The following is a 25,681-nucleotide window of genomic DNA, read 5'->3' as shown; positions in this document are numbered from 1 at the left end:
CAGGACTTTTTTATATAAATATTCTTTTTTTATGCGGGAATTTCTCCTTTGTATAAGAAACTGATGATTTCTTTATTCATCTTATCAACCATTTCGCTGAATAAGTGGAACGATTCCTGCTTGTAAATTACCAAAGGATCTTTCTGTTCGTAAACAGCACCCTGAGAAGATCTTCTCAAATCATCCATTTCACGGAGGTGAAGCTTCCAGTTTTCATCAATGATAGATAGCGTAATATTTTTTTCAAAATCATTAATAAGGCTTTCGCACTGAGTTTCATATGCTTCTTTCAGATCCGTAACAATTGTTGTTGTTTTATGGCCGTCTGTGAAAGGAACCTGAATCATTTTAAACATAGAACCCTGATTCTGATATACATTCTCAATAATAGGGAACGATTTTTCTTTCAGTAAGTTTAATTTCATCTGATAATCTTCCTGAGCTGCTTTGAACACAATGTTGGTAAGCTCTGCAACTTGCTTAGATTTGAAATCGTTTTCAGAAACTGGAGACTGCATAGTGAAATTCTTGATGATTTCGAATTCAAAATCTTTGTAGTTTCCGGAAGCTTTTCCTTTAGCTACAATAGAGTTTGCCACATCGAAAATCATGTTGGTAATATCATATTTCAGGTGATCTCCGAACAATGCATTCTTTCTTCTTTTATAGATTACGTCACGTTGTTTGTTCATTACGTCATCATATTCAAGAAGTCTCTTTCTTACCCCGAAGTTGTTTTCTTCTACTTTTTTCTGCGCTCTTTCGATCGATTTAGAAATCATAGAATGTTGAATAACTTCACCTTCCTTGTGACCCATTCTATCCATCATTTTAGCGATTCTTTCAGAACCGAATAAACGCATCAGGTTATCTTCCAAAGAAACATAGAACTGTGAACTTCCCGGATCTCCCTGACGTCCTGCTCTACCTCTCAACTGTCTGTCAACACGTCTGGAATCATGTCTTTCAGTTCCGATAATAGCTAAACCTCCTGCTTCTTTTACCTCTTTCGTTAGTTTAATATCGGTACCACGACCTGCCATGTTGGTTGCAATGGTTACAACTCCCGGTTGACCGGCTCCTGCAACGATCTCTGCTTCCTTCTTGTGAAGTTTAGCATTCAAAACCTGGTGCTGAATTTTTCTTAAACTTAGTGCTTTTGAAAGCAATTGCGAAATTTCAACAGAAGTTGTACCCACCAAAACAGGTCTTCCTGCTGCTGTTAATTTTTCAATTTCTTCAATTACAGCGTTATATTTTTCTCTGTTGGTTTTATAAACCAAATCTTGTTTGTCGTGTCTTTGAATCGGACGGTTGGTTGGAATCACCACAACGTCTAATTTATAAATCTGCCAAAGTTCACCAGCTTCAGTTTCAGCAGTACCCGTCATCCCCGCAAGTTTATTGTACATACGGAAATAGTTCTGAAGGGTAACTGTTGCAAATGTCTGAGTTGCTGCCTCAATTTTTACATTTTCTTTAGCTTCAATCGCCTGGTGAAGACCGTCTGAATAACGTCTTCCTTCCATGATACGACCTGTTTGTTCGTCAACGATTTTTACTTCACCGTCGATTACCACATACTCATCATCTTTTTCGAACAATGTATAAGCTTTAAGCAACTGGCTCATGGTATGAACGCGCTCAGACTTTTCGGCAAAATCAGAGAACAGTCTTTCTTTAGCTTCAAATTCTTCTTCTTTAGATAAATTTTTAGCTTCCACTTCAGCGATTTCAGTTCCGATATCCGGAAGAACGAAGAAGTTGGGATCAGAGTTTCCTTGAGACATATATTCAACACCTTTGTCTGTAAGGTCTACCTGATTGTTCTTTTCTTCGATGACGAAATATAGATCTTTATCTACGATCGGCATATCACGGTTGTTATCCTGCATATATTGAGCCTCAACTTTTTGAAGCAATGCACGGTTTCCGCTTTCCGATAAGAATTTAATTAGTTGTCTGTTTTTAGGAAGACCTCTGTACGCCTGAAGCAATTTGAATCCTCCTTCTTTTGTGTTTCCTGCAGCAATTAATTTTTTAGCTTCATTAAAAATTGCAGAAACCGTTTTTTTCTGAACTTCAACGATTCTGTCGATAGAAGGCTTTAGAACATCAAATTCCTGTCTGTCTCCCTGTGGAACCGGCCCGGAAATAATTAATGGGGTTCTCGCATCATCTACCAATACAGAGTCAACCTCATCCACAATGGCAAAGTTTAGTTCTCTCTGTACAAGCTCTGAAGGTGAAGTTACCATGTTGTCTCTCAGGTAATCGAAACCAAATTCGTTATTTGTTCCGTACGTAATATCTGAGTTGTACGCCTGTCTTCTTCCGTCTGAGTTGGGTTGGTGGTTGTCAATACAGTCGATCGACATTCCGTGGAATTGATACAATGGTCCCATCCAAGCCGAGTCTCTTTTGGCAAGATAGTCGTTTACGGTTACCACGTGAACTCCTCTTTCAGGAAGTGCATTTAAATAAATAGGAAGAGTTCCTACTAATGTCTTACCTTCTCCCGTTGCCATCTCAGCAATTTTTCCGCTGTGAAGAATGACACCACCGATGAACTGTACATCATAGTGTACCATATCCCATACAACCTGCGTTCCTGCAGCATTCCATGAATTTTTCCATACAGCCTGATCGCCTTGTATTTCAACAAAATCTTTTCCTGCTGCTGCCAATTGACGATCCCAGTCTGTAGCAGTTACACGGATTTCTCCGTTTTGTGCCCATCTTCTTGACGTTTCTTTAATTAAAGCAAATGCTTCAGGAAGAACCTGCCCCAAAACTTTTTCTTCGATTTCGTAAGAATCTTTCTTTAAAGCTTCGATCTTAGAGAACAGAGCTTCTTTCTCATCAACATTGGTGGAGTTTTTTATTTGCTCTTTAATTTGTTCTATCTGCGCTGTGATACTTGCTGTCGCTTCTTTAATTTTAGATTTAAACTCGGCAGTTTTCTCTCGCAAGCCATCATCGGATAATTGTCCGATTGACGGTTCAACAGCTTTGATTTTTGTTACAACTTTTTTTACTTCCTTTAGGTCCTGCGCTTTTTTGTCTCCCAAAAACCCTTTAAGAACTTTATTTAAAAAACTCATAGAATTTGATTTAAGCTTAAAGTTTAAGACTTTAAGCATATTAAAATTACACGCTCAGTGTGTATGTTATATTTAAAAAGCTTTAAGTATTGTACTTAAAGCTTATGCTTCTTAATATTCGTCTTCGTTCCACAGATAATCTTCATCTGTAGGATAGTCGCTCCATATTTCGTCGATTGCATCATAGATTTCTCCTTCATCTTCGATGGCCTGAAGGTTTTCTACTACTTCCATTGGTGCACCAGTTCTAATCGCGTAATCGATAAGTTCTGCCTTTGTCATTGGCCAAGGTGCGTCGCTTAAATATGAGGCTAATTCTAATGTCCAGTACATAATTTTTATTTTTTTTGCAAAAGTATAAAAATAGGTTATATTATAAACTTTTTTTACAACTTGATTTTCAATTCTTTTATTAAATTTTATCTATACTTGCTACAAATGCTTCGTTGAGCACGATTGCGGCAGATTGATGTCATTTTCTCAAAAACCATTCCACAAATTTTTTTGTGCCATTTTGGAAGTTTGTGACAGGATTATAGCCAATTAAAGTCTTTGCTTTTGCAATATCTGCATTGGTTTTTATGACATCTCCGGGTTGCATTGGCAGATTTTTCTTAATGGCAGATTTTCCCAAATGTGTTTCAAGGGTTGAAAGCATTTCGTTTAAATTGATAACCTGATTTTCTCCTAAGTTAATAATTTCATAAACTTTAGAGTTGTTTTCGAGATATTGGGAAGACTTAATGATCCCGTCGATAATATCATCAATATAAGTGTAGTCTCTCGCTGTTGTCCCGTCTCCATAGAAAGGTATTTCCTTGTTTTCTGAAATGAGTTTGGTGAATTTATGAATAGCTAAATCGGGTCTTTGCCGCGGTCCGTAGACGGTAAAAAACCTCAGCTGAAACATATCAATTCCATAAAGACTGTGATAAACATGGCCTAGAACTTCGCCGCTTTTTTTGGTCGCCGCATAAGGAGAAATGGGATTGTCAACATTATCGGTTTCAGAAAAAGGAGTTTTCTCATTATTGCCGTAAACGCTTGATGAGGATGCACAAATAAATTTGTTGATGCCAAATTCTTTGCAGAGTTCCCAAAGATTCATCGTCCCGCGAACATTTACTTCTTCGTATTCTAATGGACGTTCAATAGATGGTCTTACTCCCGCAAGCGCAGCGAGATGAATGATCTGATTGATTTTATGGGCAGAAAAAATATTTTCAAGACCTTTTTTATCTCTTATATCCTGAAAATATAAAGTGTAATTTTCTGATTTTGAGATATGAATTAAATTTTGAATGTCATTTTCTTTTTGCGAAAACTCAAATTCAGTTTTTTTACCTAAAGATTCTAAAGTGTTTTCAATTTTTACTTTATAATCATAAAAATCATCGAAGTTGTCAATATTTATGACAGAATGTCCTTCTTTCAGTAATTTTTCAATCAAGTGAGAACCAATAAATCCGCTTCCTCCTGTTACGAGATATGTCATCTTAGTGTTTTAGTTGCACAAAAGTATAAATTTAAGAATTTCTTTTGTTTAATAAATTGATAATATTCAAAATGTACAGACATTGTTTTAATAGGTGAATTTGTTTTGAAAACTATTGATGATGATAGTTCCTGTTTTTGTACTTTTACTTCAAATTATTTATTATGCAGTTTAAGGGGCAAATTTTAAAAATGACGAGCTTTAATGATCAGCCGATTCAGTACTATCTTAACCTTTCAGGAGATCTTATTCACATGAATGAATTGTTTGGAAAAGAACTGACGATAAAGCATGCAGGATTTCAGTGCGTTAATTGTGGTTTAGATAAAACGATTTACAGAATGGGTTTTTGTAAAAGCTGTTTCTTTGAAAGTCCTTATGCAAGCGATACTATTATCCGTCCCGAACTTTCTACGGCGCATTTGGGAATTGGTGAGAGAGATCTTGACGTAGAAAAAGAAATCCAATTGCAGCCGCATACCGTATATTTAGCGTATACAGGAGATGTGAAAGTTGGCGTGACCCGAAATACGCAAATTCCGACAAGGTGGATCGATCAGGGAGCAACATTTGCTTTACCCATTGCGAGAACCGAAAACCGCTACGAAGCAGGAATGATAGAAGTTGCCTTGAAAGAACATCTACCGGATAAAACCAACTGGAGAAAGATGCTTCAGGATGACTTTGAAGATGAAGTTGATCTAGCAGATTTTCAGCAGAAAATAAAAGAATATTTTCCTGAAGATTTTCAGAAATTTTATTCTGAAGGTGAAAATATGTGGAAATTCGATTATCCTTTCGGGAAACCAGAAAAAGTAAGTTCGTTTACACTCGATAAAAACCCTGAATTTACAGGAAGGCTGACCGGAATTAAAGGACAGTATTTAGGATTTGAAGGCGGAAATTTTATAAATGTAAGAGGACATGAAGGTTATGTGATCAAGCTGGAAATAAAGAACTAACAGATTTTCAAATTTCAGGATGGTCTGATTTTCGCAATCCAAATATTTTGTACCACGTTAATGTTGTACTCACTATTTTTTTGTTTAAAATAAAAACGTACCACCATGAAAAAAAACTGGGTTAAAAAGCTTCTGATAGGTTTCGGAATCTTATTTGGAATCGTTTTGATTGCCAATTTCGGACTTAATATCTGGCTTAAAACCCAGCTTCCGGATTACATTAAGAAAAATACAGATTATAAAGTTTCCTACCAATCTCTCGATGTCGATTTGGGAACCGGTAATATTTTCGCTACCGGAATCACCGTCAACAATAAAAATCCACAGAATGTAAATGTTATAGGTTTGCAGGGAACGATTGATACTTTAAAAATTAGTCGTTTCGGGATTTATGATGCAATATTCAATAAAGTCATAAGTTCTTCGGATCTGTTATTGGCAAAACCTAATCTCAACATTATTCTTGCGAAACCTGTCGATAAAAAAACCGGGAAAAAAAGAAATCCGGTGATGTTCGAGAACATCAGAATCAATAAAGGAACAATCAATGTTTTTAAACATACAAAACAAAAATTTATAGGAGTCGATCAACTTGATTTATATGTTGATAACCTTCAGATGACTGAAGAATCAGTAGAAAATAAGCTTCCGGTAATTTTTGACAAATATAATATTCGCGGTAAAGATTTTTTCTTTCAGCCGGATGATATTTATACCTTAAAAATTTCCCAGATTACAACAACTAACGGGCAAATGTCTGTGGAAAATTTTCAGTTGATGCCGTTAATATCTTTTGAGCAGTTTAAAAAAGCTTATCCCCGAAAAACTCAAATGTTTGAGTTTGATATTCCTAAAATGAACTTTAAAGATGTTGTATTGAAAAAAAATAAAGTTTCGCTTGCAAATGCAGATTTTCAGAATCCTTACCTCAAAGTTTATAAAACAGGTATTTCGGCAATAAAAAAAGCCGGGAAAAAGCAAAATTTCGAACTGAATTTAGATGATATTAAACTGAATAATGCGAAAGTTCAGATCTTAAAACCTGATGAAACCGATTTGTTTTTTGCTGAAAATCTAAATGTAAATGTTAACAAGCTGGAGTTTACCAAAGAAAGCTCCAAAGAAGTAATACCTGTTTTGTATAAAGATTTTAAGATTGCAGGAAAAGGAATTCACTACAACGATGCACAGAATATTTTAATTGAAAAGTTCAGCTTAAATCCTAAAGGCGGACAAATAAGAAATATTATTGCAAAACCAACCCATTCGACGGGAATGGGAATGGATTTTAAAACAAACCTGGTTCAGTTTAATATCAATGAATTTAAATTTATTGATAAGAAATTAAACCTCGATGTAAAAGATGTTCTGGTTGATGGAATTAACGGGAAAATTGTAGCAGGAAAAGCGGTTCCGAAAAAGAAAACGGCAGTACGAGGAATTCAGTTTCCGATGGTGGTAAGGAAAATCTCGCTTAAGAATTCAAATTTAACCTACGAAAGTCAAAATCAGCCATTAACTTTTAACGATCTGAATGCAACTATCAATCAGTTTGAGTTGATTGAGAACAAAGCAAAAAACGGAATAGCAGTAAAAATAAAAGATTATGCTGTTACAACGAAAAATTTCGTTTATAAAACCAGATTCTATAAAATGAATGCGGGAAATCTTGCTTTAAATAAAAATAAAATTGAAATCAATCAGTTTGCGATGTCTCCTCTGGTTTCCAGAGCACAGTTTATCCGTATGATTCCTGTAGAAAGAGATTTGTATGATATTAAAGTTAATCAGATTTCTGCACAGGGAAATTGGGACTTGTTTTCGGAAAATAAATCGATCAATGCGACAAATGTTACCATTCATTCAGTAAATGCCAATATTTTCAGATCTAAAATTCCCGCCGATGATCCCAAGATTAAACCTTTATACTCACGTATGCTGAGATCAATTAAAATCCCGATGTATATTAGTAATTTAAATCTGAAAAACTCGGTTTTAGAATATGAAGAAGATACACCGAAAAGCAGCGGGCCAGGAAAACTAACCTTCAGTAATTTTAATATGAATGTTAAAAATCTGAATTCCGCTAAGATGAAAGGAAAGCCTACCTATGTTCAGATCAAAATTGACTGTATGTTTATGAAATCATCACCTTTGTCGGTAAACTGGGGCTTCAACACAGCAGACCAAAGCGATCATTTTACAATTGCCGGAAACCTGGATAATATTTCTGCCACGGCATTGAATACGTTTATCGTACCCTACCTAAGTGTTTCTGCGACTGGAACAATTCAAAAAATGCTTTTCAGTTTTAAAGGAAATCCGAAAGGAATTGGCGGAACATTCAATATTAAACATAAAGATCTAAAAATTTCTATTTTAGATAAAAAAAGTAAGGAGAAAAAAGGTGTCTTAAGTGCGGTGGCAAATATCTTTATTAAGTCGGATTCAGATAAATTTCCTGAGTCTGTTGTAGTGGAAGGTGTTGAAAGAGACCCCACCAAGTCCTTTTTTAATATGTTCTGGAAAGGGATTGAAGATGGTTTGAAAAAGACTCTGATCGGGATAAATGTTGATAAGACTAAAAAGACTTTTGATGGTGCGGTCAATACAGTGAAAGATGTAAAAGGTGGTGTTCAGGATGCTAAAAAATCTTTAAATAATGCTAAAAAAGATATTTCTGAAGCATTTTCAGATCCAAATTCTGCAGAAAAACCTAAACAGAATCCCGATAAAGAACAACCAAAAGAAAAGAAAGGCTTGTTCAAAAAAATATTTAAGAAAAAAGAAAATCCCGAGACTGAATAGTTTCGGGATTTATATGTTTAATTAGCTATTAATATTCATCACTCTCTTCAATAGGAATATCCCTAAGAAACGCATCAAATTCCTGACCGGGATAATTGCTGTCTGCTCCATAAGAATCTAAAATAATTCCTAAATTTTTTTCATTATCCTGTACAACATATAAAACGGCATTGTCATCAGGATTGCTTGGTCCCTCAAATCTGTATGTTTTTACAATTTTAAGATCTTCTGGTCTGTAATTTCTGCCGGAACCTTCGTATTTCATCTCGCATGCCTCATTCATTCTGAATTCTCTGTGAATTCCTCTTTGCCTCAAGGTTTCCATAACACTGGTAAGGGTGGTCATTCTGTCAATGTTTTCTGAACTTTCCATAATAATATTTTTACTTATCAGTACAATTATTAAACCATAAAGCAATAATTAGGAGTAATAATTTCTCTGCAAATAAAATGGAAGTGTATTAACAAAAATTGTTATGAAAATTTTTTAAAAAGGTACACTATTTGCTTGACCACAATACAAAATTGTAAAAAACATGAAAAAAGAAGTAGGAGTTTTGCTTGCCAGCGGAGTTGGTCTTTTGGCAGTGCTGAGTTTTTTAAGTGTAAAGAAAATTTTAAGCAAAAAGCATAAAAAGTATAACGAATACTATTCGGATCATCACAGACATTTTGATAAAAGAGGTGATGAAGAGGATCATGGTATTGAGTTCTATGCATTCAAATAAGAAGTAAGTAAGAGATATAAATTTTTTAGAAAATCCGGTTTTCCAAATTTTTTGGAGCCGGATTTTTTTGTGGAAAACTTTAGTGTTAAAACTTATTATTTTAGAATAAAACCATTCTAAATTTACAGTTGAAATGCAGAACGAAAATATCATAAAAGGTCAGGGAGCTCAGCGAAATGTTATCAACCGTTTCGACCGATATACTTTTGAACCTGATGATGATGATTTTGAACCCGTAAAAACGTCCTTCACTGAAGTTTTTCCGAAAACGATTGTCAATCAGGTTAAAAGCGAAGATTTGCCGATGGAATATTCGATGAATCCTTACCAGGGTTGTGAGCATGGATGTTCCTATTGTTTTGCCAGGCCAACTCATGAATATTGGGGATACAGTGCCGGAATTGATTTTGAAAGGAAAATCATGGTCAAGAAAAATGCTCCCGAATTACTCGAAAAATTTTTCCGAAAAAGAGGCTACAAGCCCGCACCGATTTTGCTCTCAGGAAATACCGATTGTTACCAGCCTGCAGAACGCCAATTTGAGATAACAAGAAAAATGCTGCAGGTTTGTCTTGATTACAGGCATCCTGTAAATGTACTTACAAAAAATGCTTTAGTACTAAGAGATATTGATATTCTGAAGCCAATGGCTGAACAAAATCTGGTTTCTGTTTCATTAAGTATTCCAACAATTAACGAAGATCTACGAAGAAAAATGGAACCCAGAACAAGCTCTGCAAAAAACAAATTGAAAGCAATAGAAATTCTCTCCGAAAACGGAATTCCTGTGAATATTATGGTTGCACCAATTATTCCGGGATTAAACAGTGATGAACCTTTGACTATTTTAAAAGAGATTCATAACGCAGGAGCACAGAGTTTTGGCTACACCTTGGTACGATTAAATGATACGGTAGAACCCGTTTTCATAAAATGGATTGAAACCGCATTTCCCGACAGAGCACAAAAAGTTTTAAATCTCATCCGTTCAATGCGCGGCGGAAAACTTGGTGACAAAAGGATGTTTGAAAGACAGAAAGGCGAAGGAAATATCGCTGAAATGATTCACAATACTTTTAAAATTGGCAGAAAGAAATTTTTTGACGGAAAAGAATTTCCTAAGCTTTCAACGGATGGCTTTACGGGTACTAAAGAGCAGCAGTTGAGGTTGTTTTAAACAAAAAACCACTCCAAAAAGAGCGGTTTCAAAATTATTTTTTTATTAATCCCAATTCAATTAATCGTTCGTGTAAAAATTCTCCTGCAGTGGTATCTTCATACAATTTAGGGTGATTTTCGTCTACACAGTTTTCTAAAGCATTGAGCGACATTTCGCTTATTGGATGCATAAAGAATGGAATTGAATATCGGGAAGTTCCCCATAATTCTCTTGGAGGATTTACGACTCTGTGAATCGTAGACTTCAATTTATTGTTCGTGTGTCTTGATAACATATCTCCAACGTTGATCATCAACTCATCTGGTTCAGCAATCGCATCAATCCATTCACCTTTGTGGTTTTGAACCTGAAGCCCTTTTCCTTGTGAACCCATCAAAAGAGTGATTAAGTTGATATCTCCGTGAGCAGCTGCTCTTACTGCATCATCTGGTTCTTCGGTAATTGGCGGATAATGAATGGGTCTTAAGATAGAGTTCCCTTCAGCAATTTTATCATCAAAATAAAACTCATCAAGACCAAGATATAAAGCTAAAGCTCTTAAAACATATTTCCCGGTTTTTTCAAGCATCTGGTAAGCTTCTTTACCTACTTCGTTGAACTTTGGAAGTTCTTCAACGGTAACATTGTCAGGATATTCGTTTTTGTATTTTGAATCATCCGAAACATATTGTCCGAAATGCCAAAATTCTTTCAAATCTCCTTTTTTGAAACCTTTTGCAGTTTCTTTTCCGAAACCTACATAGCCTCTTTGTCCTCCGATTCCGGGGATCTCATACTTTTGTTTGGTTTCTGTTGGAAGCTGAAAGAAGTTTTTTACTTCTCCATAAAGATCGTCTACGAGTTGGTCATCCAGGAAATGTCCTTTTAAGGCTACAAAACCAATTTCTTCGTAAGCTTTTCCGATTTCATTTACAAATTTCTGTTTGCGTTCCGGGTCACCCGAAAGGAAATCACGCAGGTCTACACTAGGTATTTTATCCATTTTATAGAAATTTTACGTGGGACTAATTTACAGATTTTTTGAATTAAATCGTTGTACTTTAATAATAGGAAGATAAAGAATAGTCTTGACCTTTTTTGATCAAGGCTAAATATTTAAAGATGACAATTAAGAATTTTTATATTTTTCTTTAGCTAGTTCCTTTTGACGATAATATTCTAATTTTTCTTCGGGAGTCATTAATTCTAATTTTAATGCTCTTATTTCTTCTGATAATTTTCTATATTCTTCATAAAGATGAGCATTCTCAGAATGGTACTGCTCTAACTCTTGTTCTGTTTTAAAACCTTTTAAAATAATAGGTCTTAATTCTTCAGATCGACTAATCTTTTTATTTAATAATTCTTGCTTTTCCATTTTATTTTTCACTAATCTTTAATTTAAACATATCATTTCCATTAATTGGGTTTTTAATTTTCTCTATGTCTTCAACAATAAACTTCGTATTACTCTTAAATAAAATTTCTTTTTCAGCAGGTAGAAATGATGCCTCTTCTATATTTTTGCCATTTTTTCCTGTAATTTTTATTAACACATTAAAACCTGCATCATCAAACATCATTTCCTCTGCTGTCATGTAATCATAAGTAGAAGATGTGAAACCTTTCTTTTCAATAGTTTTTCCTGTTACATATTCTTTGTTCAACATTTCAGGAGACATTTTTTCTAATCTGTAAAAAGTAGATGAGTTAGTTTTCGGCAGTTTTTTTAAAGCATTATTGAGCAGTTCTTTAAATACTTTGTACTCTTCTGTTATTGCAGTTTCTCCTCTTAAAGCTCTGTTTAAACCAGAATAATATCCTGATGTATAAAGTCTTATCGCAGCTTCCTCTTCCAAAGATAAATATTTTGCCATATATCTTGTGCTGGAAAGTTCAACTAATATTTTCTGAAATGCAGGATTTTCCCCTAAAACTTTTAGATATCTGGAATATCTTAATTTTGAAATTAAAGAAGAAAAATTTCTAAAAGCAATTAATTCAAACTCAGGTAATAACCCTGCTGTAATATTTTCCAAAACTATCCAACGATCTGCATCTATTTGTTTTTTAGTAAAATAATTAGCAACAATTGTAGGTATAAAATAATCTCCTTTGTTGTCTGCTACTTTTAAAGGAGTAAAAGCATAATTTATACCTAATGTTTCAGAGCCACTTTCTGCCAAATTGCCATCAATATATGAGTGAATGGTAAAACCTACCTCAAACTTCTTCTCTTTTTCCAAAAATCCGCTCCAATACACAAATCTGTTTTCAATAACACCATTTTTCAATGTGTCTTTCATTTCGAGAGAATAGGTTATTGCATTTTGGTAATCAGAATCTCTCCATGCATTAATTCCCACTTTTGTCAATACAATAATGAAATCTTCAAGATAGTTGGCTTTGAGTTTATTCAAAACTTTTCTTACTGTATCGGGATTATTATTAACCTGCGTGCTCCACCAAACACTATTTTTTACACCTTTTAACAGATTAATGACCGAAAGATTTTCATTAGTACCAGATGTATCAATAGCCTTTTCAGAAAGAGAAACAAAATCCTTCCAAAGCATTTCATCAGTAATAACCTCCAAAACAAAATCTGGAATGTTTTCATATAAAGCATCAATAATATCAGGGTTGCTTTTAGCTGTTACAAAAAAATGTTTATAATATCGGATAATATCATTTTTGATTTGCTCGGCTTGTGAATTACCTTTTATAAGTTTCAAAAACTCAATAAAGGTTTCTTCATTTCCTGTATAAAGTTTTATTGCTATGTATTCGTCATTCAATTTGAAGTCATAGGGAGTTTCAGTTGCATCCGTTTGTGCATCAGAAAATTTCTTATCCTCCCCATCTTTATAGATAAAGTTAAGATTATAGGTTACTTTATAATTGTCAAAATAAATCCCAAAATTATAAGAGTTACTCAGTAAATTTTTTCTGGTATTTAATTTGGCTAAATCAAAAGTCGCCTGAATTTCTGTATCATTCTTTTTATATACAAAAGGTTTGTTATTTTTAATACTACTGAATACAGGAGCATTAAACGAAGAAGAACCTGAATAAATGGTCTTATCTTCCAATAGATACTTTTCTGGCTCAAACAAGAAGTTATTTATCAGTCCTAATTTTTCTTTCAAATCTTTTGCGAGAAGTTCGTAATTAATCCCACCTGTATAAAAATCTTCGGATAATGCATCGTAATCTTCCGTAGTAGGTTTATAAAAAGCACTTTTCTTACCAAAAGCTGTGCTTAATGCAAACTCATTTGAAATTTCATCAAATGTTTTGTTGGTTCGTATTCCTTCGAAAGAGTCTTTTCCTTTCCCTAATATTCCTTTGTTCAAATCATCAAAGGAGATAATTTTGAACTCCGAGAGGTCATCACTCCATTCATCGTCAAATAATTTTTTCATAAGTTTCTTTGTATATATTTCTAAAAACAAAGCTAATCTTGAGAAGTGACAAAACTTGACGTGTTAAAATTTACTTTAAGGACTCAATAAAAACCTTTAATTTTGCTCTATGAAAAAATATTCCTCCAAAAGAAGTATTCAGGTACTTGCAAATCTTCTTCAGCAATATAATATTTTAGATGTTGTCATCTCTCCGGGATCCAGAAACGCTCCTTTGGCAATCCATTTTTCAGAGGTGGATGACTTCAACTGTTACAGCATTGTGGATGAAAGAAGTGCTGCTTTTGTTGGAATGGGAATGGCAATGAGCGAGAAAAAGCCGGTGGCGATTACCTGTACAAGTGGTTCTGCGGCAGCGAATTATTATCCGGCCATTACCGAAGCCTTTTATTCGAATATTCCTTTGCTGATTTTAACGGCAGACCGGCCGACTGATTACGTTGATTTGTTTGACGGACAAACCATCAGACAAAATCATCTTTTCCAGCAGCATTCTTACGGAGATTTTCAGTTGGTGGAAGATTCTAATGAGAATGCGGAAGAAATGAATTCAGAAATTATAAAGAAAGCCATCGAGCTTTGTATTGAAAAACAAGGCCCGGTTCATATTAATATTCCTTTGGAAGAACCTCTGTATGAATTGGTTTCTGAGCTTCCGACTTTCCCTGTCGTTGAAAAAACAATCAAAAAGAAAGAGTATGAAATTCCGTCGAACTTAGTTGCTGACTGGAATACTTCACAAAGAATTATGATTCTTGTCGGAACGAGAGATTACAGTCCAGAGCTTGAAAATCAGTTAACCCAACTGGTTAAAAATCATTCTGTGGTGGTTTTGAGTGAAGCCAATTCGAATGTATATCATGAAAAGTTTTTCAGGCATATCGACCGGTATATTTTCAATTTTACGGAAGAGGATTTTAAAACGTATGCTCCTGATCTGTTGATAACAGTCGGACAAAATGTGGTTTCCAAAAAAGTAAAAATGTTTTTGAGAAATGCACATCCGAAACAACACTGGCATTTGGATGAGGTTTGGCAACCCGACACTTATTTTGCATTGACGCAGAAAATTGAGATAAAGCCTGAACTGTTTTTCTCTAAATTGTTAAATTTCATCAATCTCGAACCACGACCGTATTACAATCTTTGGGATATTCTCAGAGATAAAAAAGATAAAAAGCACAAAGATTTTTTAAATTTAATTGAATTCTCAGACTTTTACTTTTTCAACAAAGCTTCACAGAGTATTCCTGAAAACTATAATATTCATTTCAGTAATTCGTCAGCGATTCGTTATGCCCAATTGTTTGATTTCGGAAAGAGAAAAATCTACTGTAACCGAGGAACCAGCGGCATCGACGGTTCAACTTCTACAGCGATGGGTTTTGCCATAAAAAATTCAAATCCAACGGTTCTGATTACCGGAGATTTAAGCTTTTTCTATGATATTAACGGGCTTTGGAATCAATATATTCCACCTTTTACAAGAATTATTATCTTTAATAACGGGGAAGGGAATATCTTCAAAATCATTCCGGGACCCGGAAATGCAAACTCAAATACCGTTGATGAATTTATTTCTACAAAACATCATAAGAATGCAGAATTTTTAGCAAAACATTTTGGATTTTCTTATGTGAAAGTTGATGATGACGGAACTTTAGACCGTGTTTTTGAAAACTTCTTCAAACCGGATGCACAGCCTAAAATCATGGAAGTCAATACGCAAGGTAAAACCAATGCCGATACACAGAAGGCTTATTTTAATTTCTTAAAAGAAAGCAAATAATTAAAAATTCTCGCAGATTTTACAGATTAAGCAGGCTAAAAAATCTGCTTTATCTGCGTGAAATATAATTAAATATCCAAATAATCATCACTTCCGGGAAGATTGATGATTTTATCAATGGGATAGATAAACATGTCATCGAAGTCGTTTAAAGCGTTAATCAGTTGAAAATGTGAATACCCCTTAATGTTTTGCATCGTGATCTCTGCTTCTTTGATCTTCTTTTTCTTTAAAAGGTTTTGCCTCTGTACACCGTTCAGAAGATATGTTGTCGGTGTAAACCAGTCTTTCCCTTTCTGAAAAAGAATATTCGAAAATGAAGTATCGGTAATGTGATTGTTTTTAACGATGATGATTTCTTCAGCTTTAGATTTCATCTTCATTTTTTCCAGTTCCTTACGATCTTCAAACTTAAAAGAGTAATCATAGCTGTTGTTTTCAACCAGCTGAAAATCCTGAATTTCAGGAATCGCATAAGGAATCATCTGTGTTCTGAACCTTTTATCAAGGTCGTAGATAAGTCTCATTTTGTACAAACCATCTTCGTCATGCTCAAGATTTTTGAAAATTTTCGCCAAATCAATTGAGCCTTCTTTCCCGAAATGGGCGAAAGTTTCGTTCACGCGCTTTTGATGGAATTCCAATAAGAATAATTCCTGATCTTCTACTTTAATGCTTTCAATGAATTGGGACATAAATTTTGTTTTTCATTTCTTCGTACTCATCTTCTAATTTACTCATGTGCGTAATTCCGCCACCGCTTTTGAAATACAGTTGATTATTTTCTTTTTCGATAAAACGAATCATCACGCAACTGTCAAGATTTTCTCCGTCAAACCAACCGCAAACTCCGGTGTAAAAACCTCTGTCGAAACCTTCTGCTTCCAGAATTATTTCTAATGTTTTCGGCTTTGGCGCTCCTAAAATCGAACCTGCCGGAAGAAGTTTCTGCATAATGCTTCCTACTTTTCCTTTAAACTCCGGTTTTACATGTCCTGAAATTTCCGAACTCATTGCAAAAAGATCTTTCTGTCGGGTTTTCAGAAAATCAATGAACTGAAACTTATCGACTTTTACATCATCTGCAACCATACTCAAATCATTTCTCAAAAGATCAACTACTGTATAATGTTCTGCCTTTTCTTTCGTGTCGTTCTTTAAAACTTCGGCCGCATTTTCCAATGAGGCGTCGATTGTACCTTTCATAGGATATGTGAGGATTTTATCATCAACGATTTTTACGAAAGTTTCAGGAGAAAAAAATACGAAAAAATCTTTATATAAAACCTTGTATTTTGCATGAGAGTGATGAAAAATTTCTTCAAGACTCAGATTGGTATCAATTCTTGTTTTCCGCGTGTAGTTGGTTAAATATGAATTTCCTAAGCGAATATTATTCTGAACATGATCAAAGCCCTTTTTAAAGCTTTCAAGGGTTTCAGGATAGCTTTCCCATTCTGTTTTTTTGTGTAAAGCTTCCTGCTTGTTGGTGTTTGAAAATATTTGAAAATCAATCAGTAAGCCTTTTTCTGAAAGTTCGTTTTCTCTGAAAACTTCAACCTTATCCACAAGAAAATCAATGATAAAGAAAAACGGAACTTTCTGCTGTGAAAGCTCATCCATTTTTAAAAAAATTTGATGATTCGCTGAAAACATTCCGCAAAAGTAGTTATTGATGTTTACTTTTGCATAAAATTTTTTCAATGCAGGAGAACTATCCACAAAAACCGGGACTCGATTTTATTTTAAAGCAGGCTTTTTTCTATTGGAATAAAACTTTGTTGTATCAAATTCTGTTTACCATTATTTACGGGACGATATTTTTTGCAGTTTCATTTTATATATTGCAGCGATTCGGGATTTATGAACAATATTCTGCGGCCTTAACCGAGTATTCCGAGGTTGGAATCGATGGCTTTGAAAAACTAAATGAAGATTTTGCGGCAATAAGAAGCACGGAAAATTTTGCTTATGCTTTGTATGGTCTTATGGCTGTTTCTGCTTTTTTATATCCTCTTAATTTGGGTTTTTTTCAAATTTTCAAAAAGATAGATATGAAAGAAGAGATCGGAATAAGTGATTTGTTTGTTGGGTATAACGGCCTCAATTTTTTCAGATACGTTTCTTACTTTGTATTCTGGTATTTGATTTGTGAGATTCTTAAGATAACAGTTATCTTACCACTTTTTTGGATAATGATTACCATTCTTGTAGGGCCATTGATGTTTTTCCATAACAAAAGCACTTTTGAAGCTATTTCTTTAAATTGGAAAGCTTTTAAAATGTATTTTATTGAGATTTTAGTCTGTACAATCGTTGCTGTACTTTTTAAGTATATTGGTTTTGCATTGTTTTTTGTCGGAGCTTTACTTACTTTTCCCTTTTGGAATGCAATGATTTATTCACTTTATAAAACTATTTTTAACGAAAAAAGTTAAGTTTTGATATTATTCTGGTGTTTTTGTTCTTAAATAAATTAAATTTGAGAAACATTAAAAATAAACACCATGTCAGAGTTTAAAGAATTTGATCAGCAAGGATCTGTTCCCAATAAGGATACCGGATCGATTATTTCTCATGCTTTCGAAATGTTTAAAGGCGTTTTCCTGTATGCATTTGTTACCATGATCATCTATTTAATTGCAGATTTTGTACTGCAGTCTATCACCGGGCTAAATTTTTATTCAAATTACAGTAATTTTAGAGATTTTGATGAAGACAGTTATAGAAATATTTTGATTGACAGACCGGGGATTTCTCTTTATTACTCATTTTCAGGTTTATTAAGTATTCTTTTATCACCTCTGTATGTAGGTTTAATTTATATTGCTAATAAGTTTAATACGAAAATTCCTGTAGAGTTTTCTGATCTTTTTATCGGTTATCGCCAGAATTTAGGTAATATATTATTGTATAGTCTCATTACCAATATTATTTTATGGGTTTCTCTTGCGATGTGCTTTATTCCTTTTCTGTTTGTTTACCCTTTGTTTTTTCTTGGTTACCCAATTCTTTTATTTGAAAATACAAATGCAATGGATGCGATTTCCAAGACGTATAATATTGTAAAAGACAATTACTCTGTGTTCCTGGGAACAGCAATTTTAGCTGGATTAATTACATTTTCCGGGATACTGCTTTGTTGTATTGGTATAATTTTTACTTATCCTTTTATCTATATAGCCATGTATTCTGCATACTGCGCTTATTTAGGTAAACCAAGACAAATAATATACAATAAATGACACCAAATAACAAAGAAAACCAGATCAGCAGTGTAGTGATTAAGCAAATTTTTCTGCTTGCCATCATTTTGATTTTGGCAGGGTTGATCTGCTTCAATCTTGCCATGTTTATTCCTTCTGTTTTGGGAGCAATTACCATTTATGTAGTTTGTAGAAAATACAATCTTTATTTACAGGAAGAACGAAAATGGAAACCCTGGGCTTCTGCTTTGGTTCTCATGTTGGCCAGTTTAATTGTAATTATTTTACCCGTTTATCTTATTGTTGATTTACTGATTGAAAAATTAGGTAATGCACAGGTTTACATGACTAAATTCAACGTATTTGTTGATAAAATTCATGATTTTGTTTATTCAAAAACAAAGGTAGATCTTCTGAGCAAAGAAAATATGACGAAAGTAAAAGATTCTGCCGGACGTTTTTCAACAAAAGCTTTAAGCGGAACTTTCAATACTCTGACGGTGATTATGTCGATGTATTTCATTCTCTATTTTATGTTTGAAAGGCCGCGTCTTTTTGAAAGAATTTTAGCCTCTGCAGCACCATTGAAGAGATCTAATGTATCTTTAATCGGAGAGAAAATGAGAAAGCTGATCATGGCCAATGCAATCGGACTTCCGGTCGTGGCTTTAGGGCAAGGAATAATAGCATTGATTGGATATTTTATTTTTGGCGCACCAAGTCCTGTTCTGTTATTTGCTTTAACCGCTGCCGCATCGATGATTCCTGTTGTGGGAGCGGCGATTGTATATGTTCCTATCTGTATTTTTATGATTGCGGAAGGACAAACCGGGCCTGGGATCGGGCTTGCAATTTACTGTTTGGTTGTGGTAGGCTTAACCGATAACGTTCTGCGTTTTACTTTGCTTAAAAAACTGGAAGACATTCACCCTCTGAATACAGTTTTCGGAATTATTATGGGAATGAATATTTTTGGTTTCATGGGCTTAATTTTCGGACCTATTCTGGTTTCTCTTACTTTGCTTCTGATTCAGGTGTACAGAAATGAGTTTTCTGACGATGAAATACCGGAACTTCAGCTCTCGGAAAAAGACAGAGACGAAGACCTTGAAAATAAAATTGATTTAATAGTATAAAAAATGGAGCAGGGAATAAATCCTGAAATTTTACAGGAAATATGCGTGGTGAAAATGCCTTTCGGAAAATATAAAGACACTATCTTGGCCGATTTACCCATCAGTTATCTCGAATGGTTTTACCGTAAGGGGATGCCTCCCGGAAAGCTGGGAATGCAGCTTTCTACAATTTATGAAATAAAATTGAATGGTTTGATGGACTTGCTGACTCCAATACGTGGCGGAAAAGTGAGTTTTGAAAAGCCTAAAAATAAAATATATAAATTTTAATTGTTAAAAAAATCTTCGGCGGCGCCAAAGGCGCCGCCGAAGATTTTATCCTTTCAAAGCCGCAATTTCATCTCTTAGTTTTGCAGCTTTTATAAAGTCTAAATTCTTTGCTGCCGCTTCCATTTCTTTTTGTTTCTGGGTAATGATTTTCTCTACATCTTCAGAAGAGTAATTGGCCTTTGTTTCAGCAACCTTTTGTACAATTTCTTTCTGGGTGTATTTTTCATCAGGGAAATCTTTGCTTCTTCCGACTAAATTTTCAGAAATCTTTTTATTTAAAGCGGTCGGAACTTTACCATGCTCTTCATTATAAGCCATTTGTTTTGCCCTGCGATATTCAGTTTCGTCTAAAGTTGCCTGCATTGATTTTGTAATCTTATCGGCATACATGATGGCTTTGCCGTTGATATTCCTTGCAGCACGGCCAACCGTCTGAATCATCGATCTTCGGCTTCTCAGCATTCCTTCTTTATCGGCATCTAAAATAGCAACCAGAGAAACTTCAGGTAAATCTAAGCCTTCTCTCAATAAATTAACTCCAATTAAAACATCGAAAAGCCCCAAACGCAGATCTTGCATAATCTGAATACGTTCTAACGTTTCGACATCAGAATGGATGTATCTTGTTCTGATCCCGAATTTTGTGAAATATTTGGTAAGCTCTTCCGCCATTTTTTTAGTTAGAGTCGTTACCAAAACTCTTTCATCCAGTTCCGCTCTTTTATTGATTTCTTCCATTAAATCATCAATCTGATTAATGGTTGGTCTGATCTCAATAATAGGGTCCAAAAGTCCAGTGGGACGGATAATTTGCTCAATATATTCTCCTCCGGTTTTTTCTAATTCGTAATCGGCTGGAGTAGCAGAAACATAAATAACCTGATTTTGAATAGCTTCAAACTCCTCAAATTTTAATGGTCGGTTATCCATCGCAGCGGGAAGCCGGAAGCCATATTCTACCAAAGCTTCCTTACGGCTTCTGTCACCACCGTACATGGCATGAACCTGTGGAACGGTAACGTGGCTTTCATCAATCACCATCAAAAAATCTTTTGGAAAATAATCTAAAAGACAGAAAGGTCGGGATCCTGGGACTCTTCCATCAAGATAGCGGGAGTAATTTTCAATTCCTGAGCAATATCCTAATTCTTTAATCATTTCAAGATCCAGTTCAGTTCTTTCCTGAAGTCTTTTTGCTTCTAAAGGTTTTTCAATTGATGAAAAAAAATCAACTTGTTTTACAAGATCATCCTGAATATTTCTGATCGCTCCGTTCAAAGTTTCTTTTGATGTCACAAATAGATTTGCAGGATAAATCTGAATCTGTTCAAAATTCGAAGTTACATTTCCTGTAACTGGGTCAAAGCTCTGGATTTTTTCAATTTCATCGCCGAAAAATTGAATTCTTACTCCATTATCCGCGTACGCCGGAAATACATCAACGACATCACCTTTTACTCTGAATGTACCTCGCTGGAAATCGCCCAGTGTTCTTGAGTACAAAGCGTTAACCAAAGAATGCAAAAGCGATGTTCTTGTGGTTTTTTCTCCTATTTCAAGTGAGATTAACGATTTGTGAAATTCAGTCGGGTTTCCGATACCGTAAATACATGATACTGAGGCAACAATCAGAACATCTCTTCTTCCCGAAAGCAAACTTGCCGTTGCAGAAAGACGAAGTTTTTCAACCTCTTCATTTATACTTAAATCTTTCTCAATATAAGTTCCGGAACTTGCGATGTAAGCTTCGGGTTGATAATAGTCGTAATAACTTACAAAATACTCTACTGCATTTTCAGGAAAAAATTCTTTAAATTCCATGAAAAGCTGTGCTGCCAAAGTCTTGTTGTGCGCCAGAACCAAAGTCGGTTTCTGAACATTATGTACAACATTGGCAACCGTAAAAGTCTTTCCGGAACCGGTTACTCCAAGCAATGTCTGGTACTTTTCACCGATTTCGATACCTTTTGTCAGCTTTTCAATAGCTTGTGGCTGATCTCCCGTAGGTTTATATTCTGATTGAAGATTGAATTTCATACTTCAAATTTAGGAAATAAAAAAGAGTCCGAAACGGACTCTCAAATATATTATTGTGTTTTTTTGTAGGTTTCAAAATTCATGACAAGCGGAATCTGATACCTGTATTTTACCGGCTGTCCATCTTTTTCGGCGGGTTTCCATGTGACATCCTGATTCGCAAGTTTTATAACCCTCATTGCTTCATTGTTGAATTTTGCATTTTCACCTGTTGCATTAATATTGCTTACCTTGCCGGCTTCGTCAACATTGAAATATATTACTGTTTTTATAGTTCCTTCATCCCCTTTCATGATCGAGCCATCAAAATTGGCAGAAACGAAATTTCTTAGTTTGTTTGCCCCGCCCGGAAATTCTGCGGGTTTTAGGTCTGCCTCTTTGCCAAAGGCAACATCCTGTTGAGACTTAGCTTCAGTATTTCTCTTAACGGGAATGGTGTCTTTACCTTTTACAAAAGCTTTTACTTTAAAAGACATTAGTGTTCTGGGTTCCTCTTTACTGTATTTGTCATAATATGCATTGGTCATTAAATTCACCTGAAAAGGTTGTGGATTCTTTTTGCTAATGGCATTTTTATACCTTTTGCTGATCGATTTATGAGAAAAATCTGATGCCTTATAGTTTTTCAAAGTGGCATTTCCGATTTTATTTTCATCTATCCACACGCCATATTTTGCAGCATTAGAAAATTCTTTGAGATCATTTTCGCTTACGGCATTTCTTTCGGCTTTTTTAGTTTTTGTGAAAATGAATGGAAGTTCATCTTTTTCCTGTTCAGAAAGTTGAGGATAAAATTCCATTAATGTTTTTCTGTCTTCCTGACTTATTGTTCTGTCAAACTCTGCATATTTTCTATTTTTCAATAGATCATTATATTTACTCAGAATTTTTTGAACTTCTTCATAAGGACTGTTTAAAAAGGCTTGAGAAAGGGTGTTGCTTTTTTTCGTGTCAAAATTTTCAATATTGTCTTTCGCATATGTTTTTTCGGCAAAAACAATTGCTAATGCTGCAAACGCAGGAATTGCAAGAAACTTTTTTGCTTTCGCAAATTTTGAATTTTTACTTGTCATCATAATGAATCTTTTTTTTGTGTTATTAAAATTAAATTGATGTATTAAGGGAAGATTCTGCTGTTTCAAAATTTCCTGCAAAATCAACTCTTGATAATTTTTCACATTATTGCTTTGTACTAGGACGCTTTCATCAGCAATAAATTCATGGTTGCTAACCATCGCTTTTTTATAGAAATAAATAAAAGGATTAAACCAGAAAAGAGCTTTTACAATTTCAACAAAAAGAATGTCGGCGGAATGTTTTTGTTTAATATGAATGGCTTCGTGTAGAAAAATGGTATCATCAATCTTAGAATCCTGAAAATAATTTTCAGAAAGATATATTGTATCCCAAAAGCTGAAAGGAGCGAGATCTTTTTCAAGAAGAACAATTTTTCTGCTTTGATAATCGATTTTTCTACCTTTCAATCTTTTGATTTTCAAAATTGAATAACCGATTTTTAAAAGCAATATTCCTGTTACGATAAAATTAATAATTAAAAGGACTTTCAGATAATCAAAACTTTCCTGTTGAGCAACACTTGAAGCTGCTGTTATCGGTTGTACGGTTTCTTCAACAAAAATTGCTGAAGGAATCTCTTCGTGTACCTGCTTTGTTTCGATAGTCGCAAAAGGAATACACAATGAGAATAACAAAGCGAATATCAAATAAAAACGATTGAACGTAAATGTTCTTTCTTTTGCCAGAAATAAATGATAGAGACCCAGCAAAACCCCTGAACAAATAATTATTTTTAATAGGATGATTTCCATGATTACTCTTTTATTTCTTTATCTATTATATCACGAAGCTCTTTCAGTTGTTTCTGTGTTAGTTTTGAATTGGATGTAAAAAAAGAAGCAAACTGCGTTACAGAGCTGTTAAAAAAACGGTCAATCATAGAAGTCATTTCTTCCTTGAAATATTCACCCTTTGCTACTTTAGGAAAGTATTCACGTGAATTTCCATACAGTTCAAAACCTACCAAATCTTTATTCTGCATTCTTTTTAAGAGCGTTGCAACAGTTGTTGCTGCAGGTTTTGGTTCGGGATACGCTTCCAGAATATCTTTCATGAATGCTTTTTCTTTTTCCCAAAGAATATCCATCAAAGTTTTTTCGGAATTGGTTAATTTTATCTCATTCATATTCTACAATATTTTATTTTGTTCTACAAATGTAGAATAAAAATTTAATTGCACAATTTTTTTATGGCATTATTTTTCCACTCAATCGATAAACCTCTTTAATATTATTATGAAAAAATTACTCTTACCCATTTTATTAGCTTCTGCAACGACGATTGTATCGTGTCAGGGAAAAGGAAAACCCAGTGAACCTTCTGCAAAAGAAGAAAAACCAAATACCGATTATAAACCGGCTTTTGAAGGACAGACAAGAATTAAACCTGTGAAAACCACTACCGCATATAATGTTGAAGTTTTAACTAAAGATTTAGGTAGACCATGGGGGATTATTAATTTGCCTGATGGAAAATTTTTAATTACTGAAAAAACAGGCTTCATGAATGTTGTTTCAGCTGATGGAAAACAGATTTCAAAAATTGAAGGTTTCCCAAAAGTAGATTCGAAAGGGCAGGGCGGAATGCTTGATGTTGCTTTAGATCCGGATTTTAAAACCAATAATATTATTTATTTCTGTTATTCTGAACCTTACACTGGAGGAAATCACACAGCCGTTGCAAAAGGTAAATTGTCTTCAGACCTAAAGAATATTTCTGAGGTGAAAGTAATTTTCCGAGCTACTCCAACTTACGATGGAGATAAACATTACGGAAGCCGACTGGTTTTTGATAAAGACGGAAACCTTTTTGTAAGTACTGGTGAAAGATCAGATAAAGAAACACGAGTATATGCTCAGAAAACTGATAATTATTTAGGTAAAATTTTGAAAATTACCAAAGACGGAAAACCAGCTCCCGGAAATCCATTCATCGGAAAAGGTGGTTATAAACCTGAAATTTATGCATTCGGCATCCGTAGTCCGCAAGGTCTGGCTTTAGATGAAAAAGGTCAGCTTTGGGATATTGAAATGGGTCCGAGAGGTGGAGATGAAATTAATTTAATTCAGCCGGGAAAAAATTACGGTTGGGGCGATGTAACCTACGGAATTGAGTATAACGGTGAAAAAATTAATAACGGAACCACGCAAAAAGCAGGAACCGAACAACCTGTATATTATTGGGATCCTGTGGTTTCTCCGAGTGGCGTTACATTCTACACAGGAAATATTGCCGAATGGAAAAATAATTTATTTATTGCCTGTCTTAGTGGTCAACATATCAACAGAATTGTTTTGAAAGACAATAAAGTTGTTGGCGAAGAACGACTTCTTTTAGACCAGAAAGAAAGATTCCGTGATGTTTTAAGCGGAATGGACGGGAATTTGTATGGTGTGACCGACAGCGGAAAACTGTATAAAATTTCCAAGAAATAAATGTAGAAGTGGCACTTTCTAAAGGATAGGATGTAAATCCTATCAATACT

General features: G+C 34.5%; 22 protein-coding genes. 10 read left to right on the top strand and 12 right to left on the bottom strand.

What is annotated here, in order from left to right; all coding sequences use genetic code 11:
- Positions 1-29 precede the first annotated feature (29 nt).
- The 3 genes from secA to ACR1PN_RS04885 all read right to left on the bottom strand — a co-directional run bounded on the left by secA (position 30) and on the right by ACR1PN_RS04885 (position 4,599).
- On the bottom strand, positions 30-3,104 hold the full coding sequence (secA, locus tag ACR1PN_RS04895) for a preprotein translocase subunit SecA (protein ID WP_433979104.1): 3,075 nt from the start codon (positions 3,102-3,104) through the stop codon (positions 30-32).
- 111 nt (positions 3,105-3,215) lie between these two features.
- The gene (locus ACR1PN_RS04890; RefSeq protein WP_027382805.1) at positions 3,216-3,437 is read right to left on the bottom strand and encodes a DUF2795 domain-containing protein; all 222 of its coding nucleotides are present in this window, start codon (positions 3,435-3,437) and stop codon (positions 3,216-3,218) included.
- Positions 3,438-3,576: 139 nt separating this feature from the next.
- Positions 3,577-4,599 carry a GDP-mannose 4,6-dehydratase gene (locus ACR1PN_RS04885; protein WP_433979103.1) on the bottom strand — a complete coding sequence of 341 codons (1,023 nt, stop codon included), beginning with the start codon at positions 4,597-4,599 and terminating at the stop codon, positions 3,577-3,579.
- A 164-nt stretch (positions 4,600-4,763) separates the two neighbouring features.
- On the opposite strand from ACR1PN_RS04885, the gene ACR1PN_RS04880 reads away from it, so the two are divergent.
- The gene (locus ACR1PN_RS04880; RefSeq protein WP_433979102.1) at positions 4,764-5,561 is read left to right on the top strand and encodes a DUF2797 domain-containing protein; all 798 of its coding nucleotides are present in this window, start codon (positions 4,764-4,766) and stop codon (positions 5,559-5,561) included.
- A 105-nt stretch (positions 5,562-5,666) separates the two neighbouring features.
- Positions 5,667-8,369, top strand: coding sequence for a hypothetical protein (locus ACR1PN_RS04875; RefSeq protein ID WP_433979101.1), 2,703 nt, complete (start codon positions 5,667-5,669; stop codon positions 8,367-8,369).
- 28 nt (positions 8,370-8,397) lie between these two features.
- On the opposite strand, the gene ACR1PN_RS04870 is transcribed toward ACR1PN_RS04875, so the two are convergent.
- The gene (locus ACR1PN_RS04870) at positions 8,398-8,742 is read right to left on the bottom strand and encodes a hypothetical protein (protein WP_433979100.1); all 345 of its coding nucleotides are present in this window, start codon (positions 8,740-8,742) and stop codon (positions 8,398-8,400) included.
- Positions 8,743-8,905: 163 nt separating this feature from the next.
- On the opposite strand from ACR1PN_RS04870, the gene ACR1PN_RS04865 reads away from it, so the two are divergent.
- Positions 8,906-9,097, top strand: coding sequence for a hypothetical protein (locus ACR1PN_RS04865; RefSeq protein WP_378179574.1), 192 nt, complete (start codon positions 8,906-8,908; stop codon positions 9,095-9,097).
- 133 nt (positions 9,098-9,230) lie between these two features.
- Positions 9,231-10,274 (top strand): PA0069 family radical SAM protein, encoded by a 1,044-nt coding sequence (locus ACR1PN_RS04860; RefSeq protein WP_433979099.1) that lies wholly within the window; start codon positions 9,231-9,233, stop codon positions 10,272-10,274.
- 34 nt (positions 10,275-10,308) lie between these two features.
- Here ACR1PN_RS04860 and ACR1PN_RS04855 read toward each other — a convergent pair whose 3' ends face one another.
- From ACR1PN_RS04855 to ACR1PN_RS04845, 3 genes are all read right to left on the bottom strand, one after another.
- Entirely contained in the window at positions 10,309-11,259 is a 951-nt protein-coding gene (locus tag ACR1PN_RS04855; RefSeq protein WP_378179568.1) for an isopenicillin N synthase family dioxygenase, read from the bottom strand.
- 126 nt (positions 11,260-11,385) lie between these two features.
- Positions 11,386-11,634: a hypothetical protein gene (locus tag ACR1PN_RS04850; RefSeq protein WP_433979098.1), complete on the bottom strand. Its 249-nt coding sequence runs from the start codon at positions 11,632-11,634 to the stop codon at positions 11,386-11,388.
- A gap of 1 nt (position 11,635) precedes the next feature.
- Positions 11,636-13,681: an ADP-ribosyltransferase domain-containing protein gene (locus ACR1PN_RS04845; protein WP_433979097.1), complete on the bottom strand. Its 2,046-nt coding sequence runs from the start codon at positions 13,679-13,681 to the stop codon at positions 11,636-11,638.
- Positions 13,682-13,790: 109 nt separating this feature from the next.
- Here ACR1PN_RS04845 and menD point away from each other — a divergent pair, with 109 nt between their 5' ends.
- Complete coding sequence (gene menD, locus ACR1PN_RS04840) at positions 13,791-15,470, top strand: 2-succinyl-5-enolpyruvyl-6-hydroxy-3-cyclohexene-1-carboxylic-acid synthase (protein ID WP_433979096.1); 1,680 nt, start codon at positions 13,791-13,793, stop codon at positions 15,468-15,470.
- A gap of 68 nt (positions 15,471-15,538) precedes the next feature.
- Here menD and ACR1PN_RS04835 read toward each other — a convergent pair whose 3' ends face one another.
- Both ACR1PN_RS04835 and ACR1PN_RS04830 read right to left on the bottom strand, forming a co-directional pair.
- A complete protein-coding gene (locus ACR1PN_RS04835) occupies positions 15,539-16,165 on the bottom strand; it encodes an aminotransferase class IV (RefSeq protein WP_433979095.1) in 627 nt (208 codons plus the stop codon).
- Positions 16,149-17,126 (bottom strand): aminodeoxychorismate synthase component I, encoded by a 978-nt coding sequence (locus ACR1PN_RS04830; RefSeq protein WP_433979163.1) that lies wholly within the window; start codon positions 17,124-17,126, stop codon positions 16,149-16,151. The genes ACR1PN_RS04835 and ACR1PN_RS04830 overlap by 17 nt, the downstream gene beginning before the upstream one ends.
- Positions 17,127-17,173: 47 nt before the next feature.
- Here ACR1PN_RS04830 and ACR1PN_RS04825 point away from each other — a divergent pair, with 47 nt between their 5' ends.
- From ACR1PN_RS04825 to ACR1PN_RS04810, 4 genes are all read left to right on the top strand, one after another.
- Positions 17,174-17,908, top strand: a complete 735-nt coding sequence (locus ACR1PN_RS04825; protein ID WP_433979094.1) for a hypothetical protein — start codon at positions 17,174-17,176, stop codon at positions 17,906-17,908.
- A 69-nt stretch (positions 17,909-17,977) separates the two neighbouring features.
- Positions 17,978-18,715, top strand: coding sequence for a beta-carotene 15,15'-monooxygenase (locus ACR1PN_RS04820; protein ID WP_378179556.1), 738 nt, complete (start codon positions 17,978-17,980; stop codon positions 18,713-18,715).
- A complete protein-coding gene (locus tag ACR1PN_RS04815) occupies positions 18,712-19,812 on the top strand; it encodes an AI-2E family transporter (protein WP_433979093.1) in 1,101 nt (366 codons plus the stop codon). The genes ACR1PN_RS04820 and ACR1PN_RS04815 overlap by 4 nt, the downstream gene beginning before the upstream one ends.
- 15 nt (positions 19,813-19,827) lie before the next feature.
- Positions 19,828-20,082, top strand: coding sequence for a DUF3820 family protein (locus tag ACR1PN_RS04810; RefSeq protein ID WP_433979162.1), 255 nt, complete (start codon positions 19,828-19,830; stop codon positions 20,080-20,082).
- Between the two features lie 45 nt (positions 20,083-20,127).
- Here ACR1PN_RS04810 and uvrB read toward each other — a convergent pair whose 3' ends face one another.
- The 3 genes from uvrB to ACR1PN_RS04795 are packed head-to-tail and all read right to left on the bottom strand — an operon-like array spanning position 20,128 to position 24,322.
- Positions 20,128-22,119: an excinuclease ABC subunit UvrB gene (uvrB, locus tag ACR1PN_RS04805; protein ID WP_378179472.1), complete on the bottom strand. Its 1,992-nt coding sequence runs from the start codon at positions 22,117-22,119 to the stop codon at positions 20,128-20,130.
- A gap of 50 nt (positions 22,120-22,169) precedes the next feature.
- A complete protein-coding gene (locus tag ACR1PN_RS04800; RefSeq protein WP_433979092.1) occupies positions 22,170-23,948 on the bottom strand; it encodes a M56 family metallopeptidase in 1,779 nt (592 codons plus the stop codon).
- Positions 23,949-23,950: 2 nt separating this feature from the next.
- Entirely contained in the window at positions 23,951-24,322 is a 372-nt protein-coding gene (locus tag ACR1PN_RS04795; RefSeq protein WP_378179467.1) for a BlaI/MecI/CopY family transcriptional regulator, read from the bottom strand.
- 109 nt (positions 24,323-24,431) lie between these two features.
- Between ACR1PN_RS04795 and ACR1PN_RS04790 the strand changes: the two genes are divergently transcribed.
- Positions 24,432-25,631: a PQQ-dependent sugar dehydrogenase gene (locus tag ACR1PN_RS04790; protein ID WP_433979091.1), complete on the top strand. Its 1,200-nt coding sequence runs from the start codon at positions 24,432-24,434 to the stop codon at positions 25,629-25,631.
- Positions 25,632-25,681: the final 50 nt, after the last annotated feature.

Source organism: Chryseobacterium sp. RLHN22 (assembly GCF_051011795.1).
GTDB lineage: Bacteria > Bacteroidota > Bacteroidia > Flavobacteriales > Weeksellaceae > Chryseobacterium > Chryseobacterium zhengzhouense.
This window is presented reverse-complemented; position numbering and strand designations above follow the sequence as displayed.